Annotated in this window: 16 protein-coding genes and 1 tRNA gene; 12 read left to right on the forward strand and 5 right to left on the reverse strand. The window is 49.5% G+C overall.

The features are described from left to right. Positions 1 to 131: 131 nt before the first annotated feature. Complete coding sequence (locus tag H6F88_RS14370; protein ID WP_190643437.1) at positions 132 to 665, reverse strand: Dps family protein; 534 nt, start codon at positions 663 to 665, stop codon at positions 132 to 134. 219 nt (positions 666 to 884) lie between these two features. Next, entirely contained in the window at positions 885 to 1,508 is a 624-nt protein-coding gene (locus H6F88_RS14375; protein WP_190643438.1) for a hypothetical protein, read from the reverse strand. A gap of 203 nt (positions 1,509 to 1,711) precedes the next feature. Here H6F88_RS14375 and H6F88_RS14380 point away from each other — a divergent pair. The 6 genes from H6F88_RS14380 to cax all read left to right on the forward strand — a co-directional run bounded on the left by H6F88_RS14380 (position 1,712) and on the right by cax (position 7,657). Continuing rightward, positions 1,712 to 1,783, forward strand: a tRNA-Gly gene (locus H6F88_RS14380). Between the two features lie 219 nt (positions 1,784 to 2,002). Continuing rightward, positions 2,003 to 3,229, forward strand: a complete 1,227-nt coding sequence (locus tag H6F88_RS14385) for an AI-2E family transporter (protein ID WP_190643439.1) — start codon at positions 2,003 to 2,005, stop codon at positions 3,227 to 3,229. Between the two features lie 281 nt (positions 3,230 to 3,510). Then, positions 3,511 to 5,229, forward strand: a complete 1,719-nt coding sequence (locus H6F88_RS14390) for a diflavin flavoprotein (protein WP_190643440.1) — start codon at positions 3,511 to 3,513, stop codon at positions 5,227 to 5,229. A 71-nt stretch (positions 5,230 to 5,300) separates the two neighbouring features. Next, on the forward strand, positions 5,301 to 5,765 hold the full coding sequence (locus tag H6F88_RS14395; RefSeq protein WP_190643441.1) for an ABA4-like family protein: 465 nt from the start codon (positions 5,301 to 5,303) through the stop codon (positions 5,763 to 5,765). Positions 5,766 to 6,049: 284 nt separating this feature from the next. Then, positions 6,050 to 6,373, forward strand: coding sequence for an RNA-binding protein (locus H6F88_RS14400; RefSeq protein ID WP_190643442.1), 324 nt, complete (start codon positions 6,050 to 6,052; stop codon positions 6,371 to 6,373). Positions 6,374 to 6,553: 180 nt separating this feature from the next. Further along, positions 6,554 to 7,657: a calcium/proton exchanger gene (cax, locus tag H6F88_RS14405; protein ID WP_190643443.1), complete on the forward strand. Its 1,104-nt coding sequence runs from the start codon at positions 6,554 to 6,556 to the stop codon at positions 7,655 to 7,657. Here the strand turns inward: cax and H6F88_RS14410 are convergent. The 3 genes from H6F88_RS14410 to patD all read right to left on the reverse strand — a co-directional run bounded on the left by H6F88_RS14410 (position 7,654) and on the right by patD (position 10,149). After that, entirely contained in the window at positions 7,654 to 9,024 is a 1,371-nt protein-coding gene (locus H6F88_RS14410) for a GH1 family beta-glucosidase (RefSeq protein WP_190643444.1), read from the reverse strand. The two genes, cax and H6F88_RS14410, sit on opposite strands and share 4 nt — an antisense overlap. A 157-nt stretch (positions 9,025 to 9,181) precedes the next feature. After that, a complete protein-coding gene (locus H6F88_RS14415; protein WP_190643445.1) occupies positions 9,182 to 9,736 on the reverse strand; it encodes a zf-TFIIB domain-containing protein in 555 nt (184 codons plus the stop codon). Positions 9,737 to 9,786: 50 nt separating this feature from the next. Continuing rightward, the gene (gene patD / locus H6F88_RS14420) at positions 9,787 to 10,149 is read right to left on the reverse strand and encodes a heterocyst frequency control protein PatD (RefSeq protein WP_190643446.1); all 363 of its coding nucleotides are present in this window, start codon (positions 10,147 to 10,149) and stop codon (positions 9,787 to 9,789) included. 379 nt (positions 10,150 to 10,528) lie between these two features. On the opposite strand from patD, the gene H6F88_RS14425 reads away from it, so the two are divergent. The 6 genes from H6F88_RS14425 (at position 10,529) to H6F88_RS14450 (ending at position 20,402) form a co-directional block, all read left to right on the forward strand. Next, complete coding sequence (locus H6F88_RS14425) at positions 10,529 to 12,811, forward strand: bifunctional (p)ppGpp synthetase/guanosine-3',5'-bis(diphosphate) 3'-pyrophosphohydrolase (RefSeq protein ID WP_190643447.1); 2,283 nt, start codon at positions 10,529 to 10,531, stop codon at positions 12,809 to 12,811. 630 nt (positions 12,812 to 13,441) lie between these two features. Beyond that, positions 13,442 to 14,881, forward strand: coding sequence for an acyltransferase (locus H6F88_RS14430; protein WP_190643448.1), 1,440 nt, complete (start codon positions 13,442 to 13,444; stop codon positions 14,879 to 14,881). Positions 14,882 to 15,035: 154 nt separating this feature from the next. Continuing rightward, positions 15,036 to 16,502: a glycosyltransferase family 2 protein gene (locus H6F88_RS14435; protein WP_190643449.1), complete on the forward strand. Its 1,467-nt coding sequence runs from the start codon at positions 15,036 to 15,038 to the stop codon at positions 16,500 to 16,502. 5 nt (positions 16,503 to 16,507) lie between these two features. After that, complete coding sequence (locus tag H6F88_RS14440) at positions 16,508 to 17,161, forward strand: hypothetical protein (RefSeq protein ID WP_190643450.1); 654 nt, start codon at positions 16,508 to 16,510, stop codon at positions 17,159 to 17,161. Between the two features lie 216 nt (positions 17,162 to 17,377). Next, the gene (ilvB, locus tag H6F88_RS14445) at positions 17,378 to 19,261 is read left to right on the forward strand and encodes a biosynthetic-type acetolactate synthase large subunit (protein ID WP_347277702.1); all 1,884 of its coding nucleotides are present in this window, start codon (positions 17,378 to 17,380) and stop codon (positions 19,259 to 19,261) included. 595 nt (positions 19,262 to 19,856) lie between these two features. Continuing rightward, positions 19,857 to 20,402, forward strand: coding sequence for a hypothetical protein (locus tag H6F88_RS14450; RefSeq protein WP_190643452.1), 546 nt, complete (start codon positions 19,857 to 19,859; stop codon positions 20,400 to 20,402). Positions 20,403 to 20,404: the final 2 nt, after the last annotated feature.

Raw genomic sequence — 20,404 nt, forward strand, 5'->3', positions numbered from 1 at the left:
ATCGCATCAACCCTTGTATCCTTCCGCAGTCTACAATTAACCGGATCAAAAAAGCAGCCCAGTTAAGGGCTGCTAAGCTACTGTGTTAAGAAGATTGAATTAGGAGGAGGTAGTGACGCTAAGAGACTGCCTTACTTCATGCCGACGGTTTCTGTACCAACGCGATCGCCAGAAGGCTGAATTGATTCGCCTTCAATAAAGGAACGCAGCATCCAAGCCATTTGCTCATGTCCTTCCATCAATCCGGTGAGGAAGTCAGCGGTTCCTTCATCATGGAACTCTTCAGAACACTGATCGATGTGTCCACGCAGGTTGCGAATGATTTGCTCGTGGTTTTCCATCAGGCGAGCTACCATTTCCGTAGCTGTAGGCAGGTCACCTACATGCTCATTAATCGAAGTGTATTCCAAGAATTCTCTTGCCGTACCGATGGGGTAGCCACCCAAAGCGCGGGCACGTTCGGCGACCGCATCAATGGTCTCAGTCAATGTTTCATAGTGCTCTTCTAACAACTGATGCAGAGAGCGAAACTGAGGACCAACAACATCCCAATGATATTTCTTTGTTTTGATTAGCAGCAGGTAAGCATCTGCCAAATCCCGGTTGAGCAGGGTAATTACGCCCTGGCGCTGTTCGTCAGTGAGACCTATGTTTAACTTACGCATTGCTTTAGGTATTTTCAAATCGACTCCATTTACTAGCTCACCAAACTACTCCAAGAGAGGCATCAACCAAATGAGGGATTGTAGTAGGCTGAATGGCATAGACAAGTGGAATTAGATAGGCGGAGCGATCGCCAAAAACCTGACTCAGCATGCATTCCAGGAAACAGCCTCAATCCCACGCTTTGCTTTATATTGCTCCAAAAGCTGCTACACATTCTGCTATACGGTGAAGTTTGTGAAATCGTTTGCAGTAATGGTACTGGCTCTTACTCCTTGAATAACTGCAAGCAGATCATTGCCTTTATTGATTAAGGTATTGCTCCCTCTTTGGCTGATCTTCAAGTCGCTAAATTCTAAATCACTCAGCAGAGCAATTTTGTCTGTTCCGTCTTTGTAATCTGTGATCAAATCTCGCCCTCTGCCAATTTCTAAGACAAAAACTTCGCTGCCTCTGCCGCCGACGTAGGTGTCACTGCCGCTGCCACCCAGCAAAACATCATCCCCTGTACCACCTTCCAGGCGATCGTTGCCCGCACCACCCAAAAGCAAGTCATCGCCACCCAGACCGAGCAAAGTGTCATTGCCATTGAGCCCAGCCAGAAGGTTGTCTCGACGGTTGCCTCGGATGCGATTGTTGCCGTTGTTGCCGTTGATGGCATTGTCGATGTCGTCAATCAGGTCGTCAAATACGTCGCCAATGTCGCCGCTTAAGTCATCAAACAGATTGCCTAAGTCATCCAAATCAATGTTGTCGATGTTATCAATCAGGTCATCAAGGTCAACTAAATCAATCAAATCGCCAACGCCACCAAAAACATCGTCAATGCCAATACCGAATGCCATGTCAATACACCTGTGTATAGGGGGTGATCTTTCCTTTACTTTAGGGCGATCGCTCCCCCTTCTACTTCACCCCCTCGGCTAGCCTCACAGGGTAATCTTGTTACAGTTTCTTACGGCATCCAGACAGCCGTTTAATTGTTGAATAGCATCACACAAATGCTATTCTTGATAAGCACAAATTCTGGTTGAAAGTGCTTTAAATTGCGGGTGTAGTTCAGTGGTAGAACGCAAGCTTCCCAAGCTTGATGTCGTGGGTTCGAGTCCCATCACCCGCTTCTTCTGAATCCATTTTCTTGGCTGTTTATAGCGATTCTTGCTGATGTCAAGCTCTCCAGCCCGATAGTTCAGGCAAGGGAGAACCTTGAGGACGCTAATTCCTTCAGACTGAGTTTGCGGGTTGGAGGCAGTTGAAAATTGGTATTCCTCTTCAGACACACGCATCTGGTACTGGAGTCCCGCATAATAACCAATAGGACACTCCAAGATCAGATTTCATGGTTGGTTCCAGGTCATCCACATCCAAAAGCAGATTGGTCAGGTGGTGGGAAGCGCTCACTCCACTCTCGCGGCTATTGGCGATCGCCTTGGCCGCACCTTTGACTGTGCTGAATGCCTGGGCGTTTTCTGAAATTTTTGGCTATTTTCGCTCTCTGTTCATCGTCTTGCTGACAGCAGCTCTGTCTGCCTTTTTGCTGAACTACCCAGTTCGCTGGTTAGAAAAGGGCAGAATCAAGCGAGGGCAGGCAGCGATTCTGGTTTTTTTGGTGGCGATTCTAATTGTGTTGGCATTAGGCGTGACGTTGGTGCCGCTTGCCTTTACGCAAGCCCAACAGCTAGTCGCACGATTACCCGAATGGATTGACTCTGGGCGACGGCAACTCGTCATGCTAGACGAGCGCATCAGTGTATTAGGCTTGCCGATCAGCCTGGATGGATTAGCGGCCCAGCTTAATGCTCGACTAACCGGGGAATTGCAGGGTGTTGCCGGACAAACCCTGAATCTGGCGCTAAACCTGACTGTGTTCACCGTAGTCAGGCTGCTAGACATTCTACTGACAGTAGTTTTGACATTTTACCTGCTGCAAAACAGCCATGCCATCTGGAGCAGTTTGATTGGCTGGTTGCCCGCCCGCCTTCAGCAGCCCTTCTCTCGAACGTTAAGGCTCAGCTTTCAAAACTATTTCTTTGGGCAAATCATCTCAGCTACCTGCATGGGGTTGGGACTCACCTCAGCATTTTTGCTGCTCAAGGTTCCTTTTGGGTTGCTGTTTGGCTTGACGATTGGGCTGATGGCACTGGTGCCATTCGGCGGCACCGTTGGGATTGTGCTAGTAACACTACTCGTCGCGTTGCAAAATATTGGACTGGCATTTCAACTTTTGGCAGCTGCGCTGATTGTGCAGCAAATTGTTGAGAACTTTATTGCCCCCAGAGTATTAGGCACTGTTACAGGCTTAAATCCGTTCTGGGTCTTCATTGCCATTCTTGCTGGAGCCAGGATTGGAGGATTGCTGGGCGTTGTCGTCGCCGTTCCTATTGCAGTGTTGCTCAAAGAATTCCTGATTGCAGTTCGTACTGTGACTCATCGAGACGATCATACCCATCCGGTAGCAGAACATCCTTTACCGGAAATTGACCCTTCTAGGGAAGAGACAAACGGAGATGCAAGGCAACTTCAAATCCCAGAGGTTAGCCAGCAAGAGTCAGAAATTTCTGGCTGAAAAGCTTAGTTTTAGAGCATGTTTGAGGAGTCTGGTGTAACCCAGGGCTTTGTCGAAGCGTGACATTCGGGCAGAAATTTTTGGTCTGTTCCGGGATTGACCTGCCGAATGCTACGCCCTTAGAGGAAACATTCGCTTTTGATTTGCAATGCTTCTGAGAGCTGAAAGTATTGCAAATCAACCATCCCCCATTGATATCTCCATTTGACGATAAAGTGAGGAGGAATGAATCTTGCCACCAGTGCTGCTGTGGTTTCAACTGCTTAGCTGATGAGGTGTTTATGTCAGAGTCAAAGCCGAGGGATGTGCAGGTTTTGCCGATCGCTCTGGATACGACGATTTTGCGATCGCGCAGTTGGAATCGACTCCGGTTCGAGATTGAGTATGCTTTGGAGCGAGGCACGACCGCCAACTCTTTTTTGATTGCGGCAGACCAGATTGCGGTTGTTGACCCACCCGGTGAATCATTCACTGAAATCTATTTGACCGCGCTACAGCGCCACGTTGACCCCAAGCAGATAAATTACGTCATTTTGGGGCACGTCAACCCTAACCGGGCGGCAACGCTGAAGGTGCTTTTAGAACTGGCACCTCAGATTACTTTTGTTTGCTCAAATCCAGGGGCGATCGCCCTCCGTTCTGCATTGCCAGACGTGCCGCTTACCATTAGCATCATGCGCGGAACGCCTGACGAAGTCCTTGATTTGAGCAAAGGACACCAGTTGAGCTTCATTCCTACCCCCAGTCCGCGCTATCCCGACAGCCTTTGCACCTACGACAGCAAGACCCAAATTTTATATACAGATAAGTTCTTTGGAGCGCATGTCTGTGGCGATCAGGTGTTTGACGAAGGCTGGTCTGTATTGAGCGAAGACCGTCGCTATTACTATGACTGTCTGATGGCTCCCAATGCTCGTCAGGTCACCACAGCACTGGAAAAAATTGCTCCCTTCACGGTCAAATTTTACGCGCCGGGTCATGGTCCGCTGGTGCGTTATGGATTTACCGAGTTGACGCACGCTTACCAAAACTGGAGCCAGCAGCAAAAGGCTCAAGATCTATCTGTTGCCTTGCTGTATGCCTCTGCCTATGGCAACACCGCAACGATTGCTCAGGCGATCGCCCGTGGCATCACCAAAGCTGGAGTCGCCGTCGAATCAATTAACTGTGAAGCGGCTGAATCGACCGAAATTCAGACTGCCCTGGAAAAGTGCAATGGTTTTGCGATCGGCTCTCCAACTTTGGGCGGACATGCTCCAACCCAAATCCAAACCGCTCTGGGTCTGATTCTCTCCACCGTGCCGCAAGACAAATTGGCGGGCGTATTTGGCTCCTTTGGCTGGAGCGGGGAAGCGATCGATCTGCTCGAAGGGAAGCTAAAGGATGCTGGTTTTCGGTTTGGCTTTGACCCCATTCGCGTTAAATTCACACCCACCGACGTAACCCTAAAATACTGCGAAGAAGCCGGTACAGACTTCGCTCAGGCTCTCAAAAAAGCGAAAAAAGTACGAGAGCCACGCCAACCCGCCACCACTTTAGAACAAGCTGTTGGGCGCATTGTTGGTTCGCTTTGCATCGTCACCACTAAACAAGGCGATGTTGCCAGTGCCATGCTAGCTTCCTGGGTTTCTCAAGCTACGTTTAACCCACCCGGACTTACGATTGCAGTTGCAAAAGAGCGGGCGATCGAATCCTTAATGTATCCTGGCACTTCCTTTGTCCTCAACATCTTGGCAGAAGGGAAGCACCTGGGTTTAATGAAGCATTTCCTCAAACCCTTTGCCCCAGCAGAAGATCGCTTCGTTGACGTAGATACAGATACAGCACCAAATGGCTCACCGATTCTCAATCAGGCTTCTGCCTATCTAGAATGCTCCGTGAGTGGACGAATGGAATGTGGTGACCACTGGGTCGTTTACGCCACGGTCGATCGCGGTAAAGTGCTAGACCCCGAAGCTAAAACCGCTATCCATCATCGCAAAACAGGCACTCACTATTAAGGTAGGTGATCGGTAAAAGCAAGGTCTTCCCTACTACTTCCCACCTACTATTCGTTCCTCATTTCTCCCTTATGTCTCTCGACCTCCTCTTTAACGTTGCCAACCTTTTTGTCCTGCCCTTTTGGGCGCTGATGATCCTATTGCCCAACTGGGGCGTGACTCGCAAAGTCATGCAGTCTTTTCTGCCATTTGTGGTGCTGGCCAGCTTATACGTTTACTTGTTTGCAGGCAGCATTACTCCTGAAACTGCTCAAGATTTCTCTAACCCTCAACTGGCTGACATTGCTCGCCTATTCTCGAGTGAACAGGTTGCTGCAACAGGTTGGGTTCATTTTCTAGTGATGGATCTATTTGTAGGTCGCTGGATTTACGGGGAAGGTCAGCGGACAGGCGTTTGGACGGTTCACTCTCTCATTCTTTGCCTGTTTGCAGGTCCTCTAGGTCTGCTCTCTCACATCCTCACTCACTGGATTAGTCAATTTTTCTCTTCCAAAGTCACTACAGCTGACGAAACCAGTCCCGACCCAGCAACTTAACATAGCTTTGCAAAACGGCCTTTTAGGAAAAAATGGCAAGCCGAAATAGGTGATAAGAGGCGCATTCCTTGGGGGTTTGCCTCTCATGAACCACTCACTTCACAACTAACTTAGGACTGCGAGATTAATCAATCCAAAACTTTGAAAACCTTGCCGATTGAATCGGTTGTGTTAGACTACTAGCCGAGTATGAATTCGGTTGCAGTGTTGGCTTTCAGTATGACAGGCTACTCTCCGGATCAAGTTCTCTCTACACCCTTTTTCTCAAGTTCTGGAGATATTCCATGTCAATTTATGTAGGTAACCTTTCCTACGATGTTACTCAGGATGATCTGAGTACTGTTTTTGCGGAGTATGGTACCGTTCAACGAGTACACCTACCTACCGATCGAGAAACAGGCCGTCCGCGTGGCTTTGGATTCGTCGAAATGTCTGCTGAGGCAGAAGAAGATGCAGCGATCGAGGCGCTAGACGGCGCTGAATGGATGGGGCGCAGCCTTCGCGTCAACAAAGCCAAACCCCGCGAAGAAGGAAGTAACGATAGACGCTCTGGTGGCGGCGGTGGCGGTTGGGGCAATAAGAGCGGTAATTATTCTCGCAACTTCTAAGCACACGTTTAAGTTAGGGCAGAAAAGAGGGAGGGTTTAGCCTTCCTTTTTTTTGTCTTTTCCAGGACGGCATTTTTCTGCGAAGTAATATGGTCTAATGCTAACTGCGTGAGGTTTACAGCGGTTTCTGTTTAGCCAAGCGATAGTTCTTCGTTCATTTCCAAAAGGTTAGAGACTTGCATGTCAACAAAGAACTTGATTTTCACTGTCCTGTTGGTTTTTGTGCCGATTTCAATCGTGGCTCACTATTTGGAATGGGGGGCAGTTGCAGTGTTTGTGACTGCAAGCATTGCCATTCTGCCACTGGCAGCTTGGATGGGTGCGGCAACCGAGGAAATCGCTGTGGTTGCAGGTTCTACACTGGGAGGACTGTTGAATGCGACTTTTGGAAATGCGACAGAACTGATTATCGCTTTAGTTGCGTTGCGAGCCGGACTGGTGAACGTGGTCAAAGCGAGTATCACCGGATCGATCATTGGCAACCTGCTATTGGTGATGGGTCTTGCGATGCTGTTGGGTGGGTTGCGGTTTAAGGAGCAGAGCTTTCAGCCTGTGGTAGCTAGGGTGAATGCGTCGTCCATGAATTTGGCGGTGATTGCGATGTTGCTGCCTACGGCAGTAAATTTCACCTCTAGCGGGATTGATGAGGTGACGCAGCAACGTTTGTCTGTTGCAGTGGCGATCGTGTTGATTTTGGTTTACGGGTTGACCCTGCTGTTTTCGATGAAAACTCACAGCTATCTATGTGATGTCGGAGAAGCTGAATTTGAGGCAGGCGAGGCAGGTGAGGCAGGACACGCAGAAAAGCCAAATTTGTGGCTTTGGGTGGTGGTATTGCTCGTTGCTACAGTATTTGTGGCGATCGAATCTGAGTTTTTAGTCGGTTCGCTTGAAGAGGCCACTTCTGGCTTAGGGCTAACGGAACTGTTTACGGGGGTGATTGTGCTACCTATTATTGGCAATGCGGCTGAACATGCGACAGCCGTAACGGTGGCAATCAAAAACAAAATGGATTTGTCTGTTTCGGTTGCAGTCGGGTCCAGCCTGCAAATTGCTCTGTTTGTTGCACCTGTGCTGGTGCTGGCAGGTTGGGCAATGGGACAACCGATGGATCTAGATTTCAATCCATTTGAGTTAGTTGCAGTCGCGGTCGCGGTGCTGATTGCCAACTCGATCAGCTCAGATGGGCGATCGAACTGGTTGGAAGGAACTTTGCTCTTAGCTGCCTACGCGATCCTGGGGCTTGCATTCTTCTTCCATCCCATTATTGAAGGCATTGGCTAAACCACTCGATTTTGCCGAATGCACTCGGCGTACCAGTTGAAGCTGGATTTAGGAATCCGAGCCTGGGTTTTGTAATCTACGTAGGTAATTCCAAAGCGGCGGCTGTAGCCCCATGCCCACTCAAAGTTGTCCATCAGGCTCCAGACAAAATAGCCTCGGATGGGATAGTTTTCGCTGACGGCTCGGTGAACGGCTTTGAGGTACTCGCGCAGGTAGAGGATGCGATCGCAATCCAGCACCTCTCCCTGGCGAGTCAACTCATCTTCAGCCGCACAGCCGTTTTCTGTAATTAGCACGGGCAAATCTGCCCGCCCCAGCGTTTCGCTGACATGGCGAATGCCCCAGTACAGCGCATCCGGCACGACATGCAGCCAGGGCATGTGCAGTCGAGGATAGCTTTTAGGAAAGCTGAGCAGTTCGTACCCTTGCGGATTGTCTGCCGCTCGGACGTAAGTTCCGGTGTAAATGTTTAACCCGATAGCATCGAGTGGTTGGTGAATAGTTGCCAAGTCGCCATCCTGAATATCGGGAGCCTGATCCCCAAGCTGCTCTAGCATGGCGGGACTGTAGGCACCCGTCAGCGCCGGAAAAGTGATTCCACCGTTTTGACCGCAGGTGGGAAAGGCTTTTTGAGCAGCAGCCACGTTAGCAGGCGATTCGTCAATGGGCACCGTTACAGCAGGATTATCCACTAACGCCACCGAGCAGGCAACTGGAGAAGCTGCCCGAATTGCCTGACAGCCTAACCCGTGTGCCAGCAGTGCGTGATGAGACGTTTGCCAAACTTCCTTCCAAGTTTTGACGACGGTTCCAGGAGCGTGGGGCGGTTGCTTGGTGCCGTAGCCCATGTGGGTAAAGCAGGGAATTTCGTTAATTGTCATCCAGTGAGTGATGCGATCGCCCAGTCGCGTTACCATCGCCGTCACATAATCAGCGTAATCTTGCGCCATCTCCCGACTGCGCCAGGAGCCATATCGCTCCTCCAACGCTTGGGGGCTATCCCAGTGAAACAGCGTAGCATGTGGGGTAATCCCATGCTCTCGCAGACAGTCTACTAACCGTCTGTAGAAGTCCACCCCCGCTTCATTCACCGCTCCCCGCCCATCAGGAATGACTCGTGGCCAGGCAATGCTAAAGCGATAGTGCTTGATCCCCAAGTCTGCCATCAGCTTCACATCTTCTGGATAGCGATGGTAGTGGTCGCAGGCGATCGCCCCTGTCTGCCGATCTATTACTCGTCTCCATTTCGCACTAAACGTATCCCAAACACTGGGTTTACGCCCGTCCTCTTTCACCGCTCCCTCAATCTGATAAGAGGCAGTTGCAGATCCCCAGAGGAAGGAGTTAGGAAATTGATAGCTGGGCATGAGGAGCTTGGGGGTTAGGGATTGGGGATTGGGAGTTAGGAAAGACTGAACCCTGGCTCATGTTAGTTCGTCACCTCTAATTTTGCCAGATGTCGCTCCTGCATCTGTCGCTATTTCTAATTCCTAACTCCAGTCCCGAATCCCCAATCCCCAACCCCTATTTATCAAACCGTCGCATCAAATAAGCTACGCCAAAATCACCGTTAGGATGATTTTCCAGTAATTCTGCTAGTTCAAATACTTTCTCAGCCAAATCTTCGCCCAATTTTTCGACAGTGGCACGGCGTTCGCGGGCAGCGTATTCTCGTTCTTTTACCCGTGCCTGCCATTCGCTAGAAAAAAGCTGCTCGATTGAGGTATGTAGCCCCAATTTCTCTAGAACATCCCACTCGCCGCGATCGCACCAGATACCATGACAGTTGGGGCAGCGCTCTACATAAAACGGAGTTTTTAGCCCAACTCTAGCCCGCGCCAAATAACAGTTGCATTCTGGGCAAAGAGCAGCCTTTGTATCGAACGGAGACTGCACGTAATCGACATCCAACGTTTTAGGCATTGGATAGGAATTTGAACGGGGCTGGCGATTTTGCCAAGACTGATATTCCTCAGCCGGAATCCAGGTTCCCTTGCAGTCGGGGCAACACTGCACTGGCAGTTCGCTGGACAAGCGGCTCTCGGTTAGGGTTACTTTCTTATCTTTAGGGCACTGCACAGCGACTTCTCCAATCAAACTCTTTTCACAAAATCATGACATTTTTAGCACTACTCAGACCCCAACAGAGCATCGCAATAGCGGATCAGGGTAACAATGCGATCGCTCATTTGAGCTTGTCTTTGCTGGGCTGTAGTGGGCTGGCGGGCTGCCTGCAAGAACATCACATCCATCCCTAACAGCCGCATCTGCTTATTGATCTCTGTCTGATAAGACTGCACCTGCGACACCACCGCCGGATCAATTTGATCCAAATCTGTTCCCATGATTCGTAATTGAAACATTTGCTGCACCTCCAAAAAATCGGCATGAAGCGAAGCAAGGTCAGGGTTTGACCGAGTTACCGTGAGCTTTAGCTGCCGCAGCGCATTTTGAAACTGTTGATAGTGTTGATAAGACAAGCCCGACAACATAAAACACCTCTAAGGTCTAATTTGAATTAGAACTTCTGAATCAGGCTCAGACGTAAAGAAGTTTGTATATATTAGTAGAACAGGGACTTCAAAGTTTTGCATTTTAAGGTGAACTGTAAAATCAAGCAGCAGTTTCACGAGATTCCAGCATAGTTCTGGTAGAACTTCTCTATCATCGTGACCTGGCTAGATGCCAAGGTTTTTCTCTAGAAGAAACTTTTTAACTTTACTAGCTGCACTAGCTGCCTTCTCCAGCAGCACACCAGATTTGAAGCGGACCAAAACCTGCTTCATCGGTTTGTATACTAAATCACATTAAATACCGTAGAATCAGCAAACATCTACTCCAGAGCCCTCCAAGCTCTTAAAGCGTGACAGCATGAACGTGACGGCTACTACCCCCTTCCCTATCAGCTTGAATTTGCCCAGCTGGCTACAAGAATGCCTGCGGACGCGAAGTGACGGTGCCAGTTCCAGTAGTGGTGATTCAAGTGACTCCCCGGTTGATGCGGGGTTAATTTGTCGGGCATTTGAATTTGGTTACAGTCTTCACGAAGGTCAATATCGTGCCTCTGGTGAACCTTACATTTGCCACCCGATCGCCGTTGCAGGGCTGTTGCGAGATTTAGGCGGCAGTCCCGTCATGATTGCAGCGGGCTTTTTGCACGACGTGGTAGAGGATACAGAGGTCACCCCCGAAGAAATTGAGCAGCGATTTGGAGTTGAAGTGCGGCGTTTGGTAGACGGCGTGACCAAGCTCTCAAAATTCAACTTTTCCAGTAAGAAAGAGCGTCAGGCAGAAAATTTTCGCCGGATGTTTCTGGCAATGGCACAAGACATTCGTGTCATTGTCGTTAAGCTGGCAGACCGCTTGCACAACATGCGGACGCTCGAACACCTACCGGACGACAAACGCCGCCGCATTGCCTTAGAGACGAGAGAAATTTTTGCCCCTCTCGCAAACCGATTGGGGATCGGTCGGTTTAAGTGGGAACTTGAGGATCTGGCGTTTAAATATTTGGAGCCTGAAGCTTATCGCGAGATGCAGCAGTTTGTCAGCGACAAGCGAGCCGATCGAGAAGCGCGGTTAGAACGAGTTGCAGCACTGTTGCGCGATCGCCTTGAGGAACTAGGGGTTCACTGTCATGACATCAGCGGTCGCCCCAAGCATCTCTACGGCATCTACCAAAAGATGCAGCGGCAGCAGAAAGAGTTCCACGACATTTATGATGTTGCTGCAATTCGTATGATCGTGGAAAACAATGATGAATGTTACCGCGCCTTGGCCGTCGTCCATGATGCATTTCGACCCATTCCTGGTCGGTTTAAAGACTACATCGGGTTGCCGAAACCAAACCGCTATCAATCGCTGCACACGGTAGTCATCGGTAACACAGGCAGACCCGTTGAGGTGCAGATTCGCACATTGGAAATGCACCACGTTGCAGAATACGGGATTGCAGCTCACTGGAAATACAAAGAGACGGGCAGCAGCAGTTCTAGAATGACTGCTGAAGATGAAAAATTTACCTGGCTACGACAGCTGCTGGACTGGCAAAGTGACCTTAAAGATGCCCAGGAATACCTGGAAAGCGTTAAGGACAATCTATTCGACGATGATGTTTATGTGTTTACGCCCCACGGAGACGTGGTGCCGCTGAGTCGGGGTGCGACGTCTGTGGACTTTGCCTATCGCATTCACACTGAGATTGGCAATCACTGCGCTGGGGCACGAGTCAACGGTCGAATTGTCACCCTGGACACTCCATTGAAAAATGGCGACATCGTCGAAATCATTACCCAGAAAAATTCTCGCCCCAGTCTAGATTGGCTCAATTTTGCGGTGACGACGGGGGCACGAAACCGCATTCGTCAGTGGTACAAGCGATCGCACCGGGACGAAAACATCCTGCGCGGCCGCGAGATGTTAGAGAAAGAGCTAGGCAAAAAGGGTTTTGAGGCCTTACTCAAGTCTGACCCGATGCAAAGTGCGGCAGAGCGATGTAATTACCAGTCTGTAGAAGACCTGCTGGCTGCTCTGGGCTACGGGGAAATGACGCTTAATCTGGTGGTAAACCGCATCAGAGAAGCCATTAAAGCCCAACAACCGATCGCGCCTGCGATTGAAGTAGATGATGGCAAGATGGTTTTATTGCCCAGCAGTACAACCGCTGCCCCTCGTCCAGTCACACGTCCGTCTGACTCCCCTATTACTGGCGTAGAAGGGTTGCTTTATCACCTGGCCCGCTGCTGCAACCCAGTACCAGGCGAGTCTATTATCGGCGTTGTTACCCTCAGCAGTCGCGGCATCTCCATTCATCGGCAGGGCTGCCAAAATACGGAGAGCATTCCGGGCGATCGCCTGATTCCCGTTAGCTGGAATTCAACCGTTACAAATGGCAGTCGCGTCCACACCTACCTGGTGCAAATCCAGATTGAAGTGATTGATCGAGTGGGCGTGCTAAAGGATATTTTGTCTCGCCTCACCGACCACGATATTAACGTTCGCAGTGCTCAAGTTAAAACCATTCCTGGGCAGACCGCCATTATCGATTTGGGAATTGACATTCGCGATCATCAGCAGCTCGATCGCACCTTCACTCAAATCCGCAAAATGAGCGATGTCATCAACCTGCGCCGCATCAGTGAGGTTGATGATTAGAGACTGTCGTTAGGCTTCAAGATTTGGTAGAGACGAAGCGCCCCGCTAGCACTCTCTGTTTGATAGCAGAAGCAATTGAACTAATCCCTTTGCTTTGGCAGGGGGTTGCGCCTGCTACTGCTATTTGTTTGTCCCCAAAAATTTCACCAAGGGTGATAAGCAATACTTTTCAGCGGTCGCGGACTGGAAACTTAGCAGTCCAAAGGAAAAATGGTATTATTCTTCAATTATTCTTCATCAACACATGAAGAAATATGTACAACTTCGGAGTGATGTAATATACACGTATTTTTGTTACAAGTGACGAATTAGCGAGAAGACCCGTTATGAACCGTGACAATTTTCTAGAAAAGCATATGTGAGTAGATGCTGAGAGTTTTTCTCAGCCAAGTAGGGTCGCCCTTTTGTTTGCACAAAAAGGCTGTTTTGAAACCAGCTTGTCATTGAGATTTTGTATCTTTTAGTCTCAAATCCTGGATTCAGATTGATTTAGTTCAAACCGTTTAACCCAATTAGCTTCGAGTTTGGTCTTTTAGCGCAAGTAGCCGCATTTGGTGTCTGGAAATGCAAGTTTTTCCAGACAGCTTGTACTGCCAAATTTAAGCCCTTCTTGAAGAGGTGTAAGGATCTATGGCTGCTGTGAAAAGCTCATCATCACAACGGTTAGCGTGGCTAGAAGGAATTCGGATTTTTGCCGCAGTGATGCTTCTGGTTTATCACGCTCAGCTTCTGTTTACAGACTATGCATTTACCCCAAAACCATTGGGCTTAGCTGCGAATCTCCGCTTGATTGAGGTAGCAAGCGATCGCTTGGGGCACAACTTGCTAACTTATATTCTTAGCTTTCCAGCCTGGTTTGGGTTTCAGTTTGTTGATATCTTCATTTTAATCAGCGGATTTAGTTTGGTGTTGTCCTTAAAAGGGAAACCCTTAGAAGTCGGCAGTTTTTTGCAGCATCGGCTTTTACGGATTCTCTGGCCCCTTTGGACAGTTGCTTGGTTGTCTTACCCCTTCCTATGGGCAATTGGAATCGCAACAAACAGCTACAGACCCGACTTGTGGTACGTTTTCGCGGGTGCTAGCTTTCCGCTGCTGTTTGAGTACTCCGGCGAACTGCTGCTAAAGAGCAGTGGACCCTGGTGGTTTGTGCCTCTCATTCTCAGTTTTGCCCTGATTTTCCCTTTCCTGTGGCATCTGCTCCGGCGGTGGGGATCTCGCAATTTGCTGATTGTCAGCCTTGCTTTAACGATTGGCTATCGGGCACTAGCAGTTTACAAATTTGACGGACATCCCACTTATGTTGTTCTAGATACAGCCACAGATTGGCTGCCATTTCTACCGTTTATTGCTAAGCTCAGCACCTTTGTTCTAGGCATGGTGGTGGCACGGGCTTACCGCGCGGGGCAAGGGCCACTGTTTTGGCCGACACGATGGGTGCTGGGATTTGGCATCCTGTTTTACGTAATGGGTTTCATCTGCCAGTTTTCGCGCCTGGGCTGGGTATTTGCTGATTTGCTGCTGCCGATTGGTCTAACCCTTTGCTGCATGGTGGCATTTCAGGCTTTAGCACAAATTCGCCTCGCTAAATCAACGATGCTTTGGCTGGGGGCACACAGCTACAGCTACTTTCTGATCCACGATTTTGTGCTGGATCGAACCATCAATCTGGTGGTTGAAGATAGCCGCGTGTTGTACTGGCTGCTGCTGCCAGCCATGATTGTCGCAACGCTACTTTTGGCTATGGTGGCAGACCATGCGACTCCGCTGCTTCAGCGAGTGGTTATGGGCATACTGCGTGATCTTGACTATGTGCTGACGATCGCCCCCAAGATTCAAATTCGGTCCTGGTTGCCTCAGGTTGGCGATCGCGTCCGATATCGGAACGAAGCAGGCTGGACCGTGATAAAAATAGAGCGACTGCTAGACGACAAGGAGGTTTTTCTCTGTCAGATTACTGATGGTCAAAGAATTTTGTGGCTAAACGAGGATGACCTGGAACCGGACACCCACTCCTCCTTGAACGACTCCTCAATCAGTCGCAATGGCTCCAAATACAACTCACTCTCTTAGTTACTCCTCACACTATTATTTTTTTGTCGCATTCTATGTCCCTGAACCGACTTTACTAGGCACCTTCTTCCCTCACCTTTTCTTTTCACCTCCTCTAGCCATCAAACACCTGTCGATTCAAGATTTATCTAAAAAACCTCCGGAGGGTAACTAAGTGACGAAGTGGACAATCGAGCTACACAAGCTGATTTATACCCACGTTGTGTTGATTGGTGTCCCCACCATCTTTTACTACTGTTTGCGAGTAGGAGGATGGGATTTGATGAACCTGCACATGGCGATCGCCACCTTCTACATGGCTAGTGCATTGATCATCATTGCAGAAACCACCAACGCCTTATTTCGCCGCTTTGCCACAGACCAGTACAACGTCAAGTCAGGATTGGGGCAATTTCACCAACGCACCAAATCACTGTTAGGGATGGGTGGCTCCAGACTCCCCGAGCCAAAGCGGCCCACGCCGCGTTGCTCGTTTTTGATTGCGGCCTATCTGCCTAACGAGCAGTCGATCATCCTAGATACACTCAGGCACATCTTGCTCAACGTACAGCGCCCTGAAGGTGGGTTAGAAGTGATTCTCACCTACAACACGCCGATAGACCTGCCTGTGGAAGATGACCTGCACAGTCTTGCTCAGTCTTATCCGGAGTTACGTTTGTTGCGAGTTGAGGGCAGTCGCTCCAAAGCCGAAAACCTCAATGCTGCATTAGATATTGTTACGGGTGAAGTTGCGTGTGTGTTGGATGCAGACCATCATCCTGCTCCAGATTGCTTCTTTCGGGCCTGGCGTTGGATTGAGCGGGGCTATGACGTCATTCAAGGACGCAACATTATTCGCAATCACGGTCAAAACCTGCTGACCGAAAACGTCGCGATAGAATTTGAGACGCTTTATGGGATTAGCCATCCTGCCAAATCTTTCTTGACAGACTCCAGCATTTTTGGTGGCTCAAACGGCTACTGGCGTACCTCGGTTTTAAAGCAGATCCGCTTTAACCCAATGATGCTGACTGAAGACATTGATGCTTCACTGCGAACCTTGCTGAACGGCTATCGCATTTTGCATGACCGCAGCATCATCACCACGGAGCTTGCACCTGTTGATGGACAATCTTTTTGGTTTCAGCGCAAACGCTGGGCACAGGGATGGTTAGAAGTTAGCCTCAAATATCAGCGCCGAGTCTGGCGATCGCCCAAGCTGAGTCTGTGGCAAAAGGTTTACTGGACTTATTTACTCTATTTTTGTGAGCTTTATTCCATAACTGCCATCCAAATTATTCCGATTGTCCTAAGTCTGTTCCTTTATCAGGGATCATTTGAATCTTCTGACAATCAGTATCTATTTTTGAGTACAGTTGTGGCGCTGTTTAGCGGAATTTATCAAACTTTAGCAACAGCAAAGATTGCTTTTGTGCGCTACCCAGTGACCTATTACATCAAGCACATGCTGTTGTTTTTCCCGTATATCACCTTCAAAAACATGATCGCGCTGGTGGGGCTATACGATCACCTACATGGCAACAACAATTGGCTAATTACTCCCAGAGGCAAGCAGCATAGTCGCAAACCCACACCCCAACCAGAGCCAGTTTTGGCTTCGAGTTCGAGTTCGAGTTCCTGACTTTTATGAGCCTAATTATTTGTCCAGGAATTCATCCACCAGAGCTAACTGCGAGCTTTTTGGCAGGTCTAGAAGATGTCACTCGGACACCTCTGAGAGAATTAACGAACTACTTCATTTTTCCATCCGATCGCTATCCCCCCTACTCCGCATTTCACATTCTAGAAACGCTCTACGCGTGGATAGGGAAACCTTGCAAGAATTCAGAACAGCCTGATCAAAATCTATCCACGAATCTATTACCGAGTTCCTCTCATGCTTCTTTAGTTTTTCTCAGTTTTAGTGCTGGAGTCGTCGGGGCAATTGGGGCAGCCCGAACCTGGCAGCGATCAGGTGGACAGGTGAAAGCATTTATTGCAGTGGATGGTTGGGGTGTACCTCTGAGGGGTGAATTTCCGCTATACCGCCTGAGCCACGATTTCTTTACGCACTGGAGTTCAGCGCCTTTGGGTGCGGCAGCAGAAATTTTTTATGCTGACCCACCCGTACCGCATCTAGAACTATGGCGATCGCCCCAAACCGTTTGGGGGTATCAGCTTAAAGGGGAGGAGCGATCGCCATCTCTGTTTCCTAACAGCCCCCGCCGAGCCCCTATCACTGCTGCCGTATTTTTGATCGACCTGCTAACTCGTCAAATTGATTCCAGACTGACGGGCTGATTTTTAAGTCAAAAAACACTGACAAACTGCATCACTCCGTTCAAGCCTTGCTTAAACGTCAAAACCCGAGCCTGCAGGAGGTTGTAGCACTCTGAGCGACATTGAGCGAGATAACTCTACAACTCTCGACAGGAGCTAGTATCAGAACTAGACTGGATCATTAACGATTTAGTGCATCATTAGATACAGATCTAAGCTATGCGTGAGGTTTTCCCTGTGCGTTCCCAAATTGCTGCACCTGCTCAAACTACGTCTGCATCCACAATTCCCTTTCCTAAACCGACAGCAGTTCGCGCAACTGGCGCATTTGCTTTAATTGATAGCCTGAAGCGTCACGGGGTAAAGCACATTTTTGGCTACCCCGGCGGCGCAATATTACCAATTTATGACGAGCTTTATCGAGCAGAGGCAGCTGGCGGCATTCAGCACATTCTGGTCAGACATGAGCAGGGAGCCTCCCATGCGGCGGACGGCTACGCACGGGCAACTGGACAAGTTGGCGTTTGCTTTGGCACTTCTGGTCCTGGTGCGACCAACCTGGTTACAGGCATTGCGACAGCACAGATGGACTCGATTCCAATGGTGATTGTGACTGGGCAGGTTCCCAGTACTGCGATTGGCAGTGATGCTTTCCAGGAGACAGATATCTACGGCATTACGCTGCCCATCGTCAAGCACTCCTATGTGGTGCGCGATCCCCAGGATATGGCGCGGATTGTGGCAGAAGCGTTTTACATTGCCCGTTCGGGTCGTCCAGGACCAGTTTTGATTGATGTGCCAAAGGACATTGGGCTGCAAGAATTTGACTACACCCCTGTGGAACCCGGAAGTGTTAAGCTACCCGGCTATCGTCCTACGGTGAAGGGGAATCCGCGTCAGCTGAGTCAGGCGTTGAAGCTGCTTCGGCAGGCAAAGCAGCCGCTACTGTATGTGGGCGGTGGAGCGATCGCTGCTGATGCCCATGCAGAAATTCATGCCTTAGCAGAACACTTTCAGTTGCCCGTTACCACAACTCTGATGGGCAAAGGTGTCTTTGACGAAAACCATCCCCTCTCCGTCGGCATGTTGGGGATGCACGGCACAGCCTACGCCAACTTTGCGGTAAGTGAGTGTGATTTGCTGATCGCAGTTGGGGCGCGATTTGACGATCGCGTCACGGGCAAGCTTGATGAATTTGCTTCTCATGCCAAAGTCATTCACATTGACATTGATCCCGCTGAAGTGGGCAAAAATCGCACTCCTGATGTGCCGATTGTGGGAGACGTGCGCCAGGTGCTCACCGATCTGCTGCGCCGTGACCTGGAAGACGGCGTTCCGGCTGATCCCAACCTGACGCAAGCATGGCTCGGTCGGATAAACCGCTGGCGAGAGGACTATCCGCTAGTGGTGCCCAGCTACCCAGACAGCATTGCCCCTCAGGAAGTTATTGTCGAACTCAACCATCAAGCTCCTGATGCTTACTACACGACTGATGTGGGACAGCATCAAATGTGGGCCGCGCAGTTTCTCAAAAATGGACCGCGTCGATGGATCTCTAGTGCAGGTCTGGGCACGATGGGCTTTGGAATGCCCGCTGCAATGGGTGTAAAGGTGGCACTGCCTGATGAGCAGGTGATCTGCGTGAGCGGCGACTCCAGCTTCCAAATGAACTTACAAGAGCTTGCAACGCTTTCTCAGTATGGGATCAACGTCAAGACCGTGATTCTTAACAACGGCTGGCAGGGGATGGTGCGCCAGTGGCAGCAAGCATTCTACGGAGAACGGTACTCTTCTTCCAACATGGAAATTGGGATGCCAGATTTCGTCATCCTGGCTCAAGCATTTGGGATCAAGGGCATGATTGTGACTGAGCGGGATCAGTTGGAGGGGGCGATCGCCGAAATGCTGGCTCACGACGGTCCTGTGCTGATGGATATCCGCGTCAAAAAAGATGAAAACTGCTACCCTATGGTTGCCCCTGGCAAGAGCAATGCCCAAATGATTGGTCTACCAGAGCGTCCTAAGTCAAAGCAGCAGCCTGACGTGATCCCATGTAGCAGCTGTGGCACCGAGAACTCGGCGACTCATAACTTCTGCCCTAAGTGCGGCACCAAAATTTAGGAACTACTGGATTCAGCGCGAAACTAAATCATCAAATCGGGGTATCTCTTAGAGGTACCCCTTCTAATTTTGTGGGCAAGATTTTGCTGAAATCAGCGATTATCGTGTAATTATTTAGTTTGTCGGGTCTGCATTAGATTCGCACTAGGCATCATCTACCTCGCTAAACGACCCAAAGCAATCAAAGAAGTTCTCATAAAGCAGGCAGCCTATTCTTTGTGCAAGGGCAAGCTGCTGCTCCAGCATTTCTCCTGGTCGCAAAACCTCAGAGTTTTTCCGAAAGGCTAGAGTTTAATCGGAAATTTTGGGAAATTTAGTAGTTTACTTGTTACATTACCTGGATACTTGAGTATTGTTAATTCGAGCAGCCCTGTTGAGAACCTGTTGCGAATTGATTAGTTTGTGAATCTATTAGCGAATCAATTAGTAAGGTTAAAAGTCCTATTAAGCGAGATTGTGAAAGCATAATTCTCATTTGCGCTAGCGCTCTAAATCGCTTTTATTGTTAAAGACATCTGTTGCCAACACATTTGCTGTGGACATCAATGTTTAGAAAGGCGGCTAGCATCATCGTCATTAGTTGAGGAGTAAAGTCATGACTGCTGCACTTAGATCCAATGTTTCTAGCCGACGTTTTCCACCCAGACAACCCGGCAGTTACGCGGGGGGATCTAAAGTTGCTCAATTCCAACCCTCTATTGAGCGGCGATCTGGGCAGTCTCAGCTTCAGCCCATTGGTTCACAGGCGGCGGTTCGCCAAACGGTGCAGCTACCCACTCAAGCAGCTAATCCTCTGTGGCTCCGAGCTTTAACTTTTGCCCAGCGAACTTCTACAGTTGTTACGTTTTCCCTGGTTGCATCCGCGCTAGCGGTCTATGGCTGGACAGTCTACTCACAACAGCTTTGGGGCAAGGAATATGATCGACTTGACGCTCTACAGCGCCAAGAGCGTCAGTTGACCGCAGCAACCGAGGTGCTAAAGGATCGGATGGCTCAAGAGGCAGAAGATCCGGCATCTGGGCTATCTATACCCGATCCGACCCACGCGATCTTTTTACAGCCTGCACCTCTCACCGAACCTGCACCTGTGCAAGCGGCACCTGGGACACAACCGATTCAGACGGCACCTTTAGGATATTGATC

Origin of the sequence: Oculatella sp. FACHB-28 (genome assembly GCF_014696015.1) — a bacterium.
Taxonomy (GTDB): Bacteria; Cyanobacteriota; Cyanobacteriia; order Elainellales; family Elainellaceae; genus JAAUTN01.

What these genes read in the sequence shown, in the direction of transcription:
- H6F88_RS14385 (WP_190643439.1), top strand. Translation starts at nt 2,003, where the DNA reads ATGGTTGGTTCCAGGTCATCCACATCCAAAAGCAGATTGGTCAGGTGG.
- H6F88_RS14410 (WP_190643444.1), bottom strand. Translation starts at nt 9,024, where the DNA reads ATGCCCAGCTATCAATTTCCTAACTCCTTCCTCTGGGGATCTGCAACT.
- H6F88_RS14370 (WP_190643437.1), bottom strand. Translation starts at nt 665, where the DNA reads ATGCGTAAGTTAAACATAGGTCTCACTGACGAACAGCGCCAGGGCGTA.
- H6F88_RS14400 (WP_190643442.1), top strand. Translation starts at nt 6,050, where the DNA reads ATGTCAATTTATGTAGGTAACCTTTCCTACGATGTTACTCAGGATGAT.
- H6F88_RS14425 (WP_190643447.1), top strand. Translation starts at nt 10,529, where the DNA reads ATGAACGTGACGGCTACTACCCCCTTCCCTATCAGCTTGAATTTGCCC.
- H6F88_RS14375 (WP_190643438.1), bottom strand. Translation starts at nt 1,508, where the DNA reads ATGGCATTCGGTATTGGCATTGACGATGTTTTTGGTGGCGTTGGCGAT.
- cax (WP_190643443.1), top strand. Translation starts at nt 6,554, where the DNA reads ATGTCAACAAAGAACTTGATTTTCACTGTCCTGTTGGTTTTTGTGCCG.
- H6F88_RS14395 (WP_190643441.1), top strand. Translation starts at nt 5,301, where the DNA reads ATGTCTCTCGACCTCCTCTTTAACGTTGCCAACCTTTTTGTCCTGCCC.
- H6F88_RS14390 (WP_190643440.1), top strand. Translation starts at nt 3,511, where the DNA reads ATGTCAGAGTCAAAGCCGAGGGATGTGCAGGTTTTGCCGATCGCTCTG.
- patD (WP_190643446.1), bottom strand. Translation starts at nt 10,149, where the DNA reads ATGTTGTCGGGCTTGTCTTATCAACACTATCAACAGTTTCAAAATGCG.
- H6F88_RS14430 (WP_190643448.1), top strand. Translation starts at nt 13,442, where the DNA reads ATGGCTGCTGTGAAAAGCTCATCATCACAACGGTTAGCGTGGCTAGAA.
- H6F88_RS14440 (WP_190643450.1), top strand. Translation starts at nt 16,508, where the DNA reads ATGAGCCTAATTATTTGTCCAGGAATTCATCCACCAGAGCTAACTGCG.
- H6F88_RS14450 (WP_190643452.1), top strand. Translation starts at nt 19,857, where the DNA reads ATGACTGCTGCACTTAGATCCAATGTTTCTAGCCGACGTTTTCCACCC.